Source organism: Pseudanabaena mucicola FACHB-723, from assembly GCF_014696385.1.
GTDB lineage: Bacteria > Cyanobacteriota > Cyanobacteriia > Pseudanabaenales > Pseudanabaenaceae > Pseudanabaena.
The window spans coordinates 1-3,612 of the sequence record NZ_JACJQB010000086.1; the positions used below are offsets into that span (position 1 = coordinate 1).

General features: G+C 39.4%; 4 protein-coding genes and 1 pseudogene. 4 read left to right on the forward strand and 1 reads right to left on the reverse strand.

Translation table 11 applies throughout. From position 1 onward, the window contains the following. Positions 1 to 111: pseudogene (locus tag H6F41_RS19535) on the reverse strand (IS4 family transposase); the annotation flags it as partial. Positions 112 to 1,011: 900 nt separating this feature from the next. Here H6F41_RS19535 and H6F41_RS18535 point away from each other — a divergent pair. The 4 genes from H6F41_RS18535 to H6F41_RS18550 all read left to right on the forward strand — a co-directional run. After that, complete coding sequence (locus H6F41_RS18535; protein WP_190404941.1) at positions 1,012 to 1,686, forward strand: hypothetical protein; 675 nt, start codon at positions 1,012 to 1,014, stop codon at positions 1,684 to 1,686. 298 nt (positions 1,687 to 1,984) lie between these two features. After that, on the forward strand, positions 1,985 to 2,329 hold the full coding sequence (locus H6F41_RS18540) for a rhodanese-like domain-containing protein (protein WP_190404942.1): 345 nt from the start codon (positions 1,985 to 1,987) through the stop codon (positions 2,327 to 2,329). Between the two features lie 49 nt (positions 2,330 to 2,378). Then, positions 2,379 to 3,056, forward strand: coding sequence for a TerC family protein (locus tag H6F41_RS18545; protein WP_190404943.1), 678 nt, complete (start codon positions 2,379 to 2,381; stop codon positions 3,054 to 3,056). A gap of 151 nt (positions 3,057 to 3,207) precedes the next feature. Next, positions 3,208 to 3,612, forward strand: a 405-nt coding sequence (locus H6F41_RS18550; protein ID WP_190404944.1) for a Bax inhibitor-1 family protein, incomplete at its 3' end; no start/stop codon positions are given.

The following is a 3,612-nucleotide window of genomic DNA, read 5'->3' on the forward strand; positions in this document are numbered from 1 at the left end:
TGTCCTTACTCGTATTAGCGCGATCAGAAATGCCGACACAAATGCTAGTCTTGCTGCATTCCATTGCAGATGCTGCTGCAACATTTCTCGGAATAGGTTAATCTCTTTGATAGGGGTTTTATGGTTAGATGTGGTTATCTTTTATAAAACCCCTTTCTCTCTACTTTTGCAACTTTTTGTCCTGTACTTAGGTCTGAAAGTTAAGTTTCGAGCTATATACGCTATACGGAACTTTCTGCTTAACTAAGCTATACGGGTTTAATGCAGAGGATCGTAGCCTAATATCTTGCTTAAGATATTAGGCTACGATCCCCCAGAATAGAAAGCATCATCCTGATTGGTCATACGCTATTTTTCTCAAAATTAGCGATTCTAATTTGAGTAACTATTAAGATGTAGCTCGTACCTCTTAGGACGTAATTAACTTTAAAATTGCCGAGTAATTATTAAATAATCGTTTTTCAATAGATTCTTGTGATATGATTAGGAGCGTTTACGTAAAAGATAAAGCACTAAAAATTGTGTAGACATGAATGCAGATGTTCACCGATATTTGAGTCTTCACTCAAGCACGGCTGTTAGCTCAAACCTTAACCATTTCACCGCTCAATATTGGGAAAGAACTGTCAAGCAAAAGTTTCTGTCCCTTAATTGAGACAATGCTTGCTGGTCTTTTTTGTCAGAGTCTAAAGTTTTTTCTATTTCTACTAATTGTTTCCTGCACACTCTATTTTTGCAGTTGTCATTTGTCGCATCTATTTAGGTCTGAATGATAGCTGCTTATGTGCTGTTTTTTGTAGCTATCAATCAGCACAGGCTTGGTTGCTGGTTTGATTAGTTTGTGTTCGATTGTTATCTGAATAGTAGAGTAGGCGGCGATTTGTACCGCCCACTCTACTGCAATCAAGCGTCTATATCGTTAAACAAGTGAGTAGAGATTACTCACCCAAATAAGCTATTGAATCGCAAATATAGCTGTTGTTAATCTTTTGAAGAAGGAAATCATAAATCATGTTGACGGTTAATCAGGTACAAGATGAAATTTTTTATTCAAGTGCTGTTATCGAGCATATAGTCTCGAAAGACAAACAAATTGCTTTTCGCCAATGGCATCAATCTCTAGTTCGTAGTATTCAAAAGGCAGAGGGATACATTCAAATTGATATGCCTTCACCTTTAGAGTGCAAAAACGGTGTACTCAAGTGGTACTCAGTAATGCACTTCGATTCACCAACTCATCTCAACAATTGGTTAGCCTCTAGCGATCGTAAAGAGATGATGAAAACTGGACAACAATTTTTTGAAACCTATCGATTTAAGTCTTTTACCACTGGTTTAGAAGGTTGGTTTTCGCATCAATCTGGAGCAGAGATGACTAGCTTAGGACCTTCAGCTTGGAAACAAGCACTGATTGTTGTTTTAGGACTATATCCAATTGTATTTCTGCAATCAAAACTGTTTGAATCCTTGGGAATAATGCAGTCTTGGTCTTTTGCCAACTCAATGCTTGTCAATCTTTTGATTACGACCATCATTCTTACTTGGTTTGTGATACCTCAGATCACGCGCCCTCTTGAGTTTTGGCTACGACCTGCCTATGTTTTCTCTAAAACCAAAACTGAATTGGTGGGAGTCAGCGCGATCATCTTGGCAATGGCGGCAATGGTTCTCTTATTTAATTACTAGCACAAAAAACAATGACATTCAATCGCGATTAATGTCATCACTCTTAGCCTAATACCTAGAAAACTTAAAAGACTTTTTAATCATGAATCCCCATGATAATTTTCAACGCGGCTTTTCTAGCTCCAGCATTGTTATCGAGCTAGTTTTTCCACCATAGTTTTCCCTATGCAATTTCTCATTGACTATTGAATAGTCCTAGAGAAGTAGTCAAGTTCTATGGGGAGCAAGTTACTTGATTTCCCAAAGAGCATACTTCTTTGGCGCTACTGGCTACTGAACGATTATAAGGAGAAAATCAATGGCAGCTCAATTGATCGACGATCAACGCAAAATTAGTCCTATTTTGTTGACACCAGATGAAGCTAAAAGCAAGCACAGCAATTTGCTTGTGATTGATGTGCAGAACCCAAGATTCATGACTCGGATGATGCCAAGAGCGCAGCGATTGAATATAGATGTTTTACTTGGAAACATTCCTAAAAGTAAGCCAATTTTGATTACCTGTCTAACTGGACAGAGAAGTTTGTCTGTCGCTCAACAACTGATTCAGAGGGGCTATAGCAATGTTTATGTTTTGAAAGGCGGACTCCTTGCATGGCAAAGAGCAGGCTATCTTGTATGGCTAACTAAATTACCCGTCTAACTTCTGATTTTCTATTACATTTACCCAAGTACGAGGTGGAATCGAATCAATGTTGGATCAAATTTTCAATTCTCCTTTTAATCTAGGAATCGAAACACTGTTTTTGCTAATAGTCCTAGTTGTGATGGAGTTAGTTCTTTCCGCAGACAATGCGATCGCCCTCGCGGCCTTAACTCAAACATTACAGCACCCAAAACTAGAACGACGCGCCTTAAATATTGGTTTAGGGCTTGCCTATGGTTTTCGCATACTGCTGATTATAGGTGCAGCATGGGTTGTGCAGTTTTGGCAATTTGAACTTGCAGGAGCGTTTTACCTCCTGTGGTTGGCATGGCGATATTTCACAACGGAACCGCCCGACCTCAGCAATCCTAAGCAAGCAAAATCGCTCTGGCAGATTATTCCCTTAATTGTCTTAACTGATTTGGCTTTTTCCTTGGACAGTGTAACCACTGCGATCGCAATTTCTCAGGAACTTTGGTTGATCATTCTCGGAGGAACAATCGGCATCATCGCTCTGCGGTTTCTCGCAGGGCTGTTTATTCTGTGGTTGCAAGAATTCACCCGTTTAGAAGATGCTGGTTATTTTGCAGTGGCACTGGTTGGCATCCGTTTACTACTTCGAGTTATCAATCCAGACCTAGTGCCTCCTGAATGGGTGATGGTCAGCTTGATTACCTCATTGTTTGTATGGGGATTCTCACACCGCATTCCGAGATCATTATAGAAATGATTATAAGCTAGTGAGATTAGCCCCAAAGTCTTCAAATATCTGGAAAAACCTTGATATCTGTGATTTTTTGTCAATACTAGAGTCTAGAAAATGATTATTTTACTAATGCTGGCTGCTATTTGTTTTTATTTATTATTGGAAAATCATGAGCAATACAAATAATTTCCGAAAGGCTATTCAAGATGCAAAATCTCAGTCACTAATTGGGCCTAATGTCATTGCCAATGCTCTACCTTGGTTAGGTGGTGGATTGGTTTTAACCGCAGTCGGAACCTTCGGTGGCTTGCAGATTCTTCAGAACAATCCTCAAGTTTTCATGCCCACATTTATCTGTGCGATCGTACTAGAACTGATTCTGTTCTTTGTCGCTTCTAATGTTGCCGAGAAAGGCAATAATGTACTAGCACTGCCGCTTCTAGCAACTTATAGCTTGCTGTCGGGCTACACTCTAAGTAGCCATGCAGAATTATTTACACATATCCGAACTAATGGGAAGATTCTAAGAATCACCATATCCGAACTAATTACTGTGAGACTAATTGAGCCACTT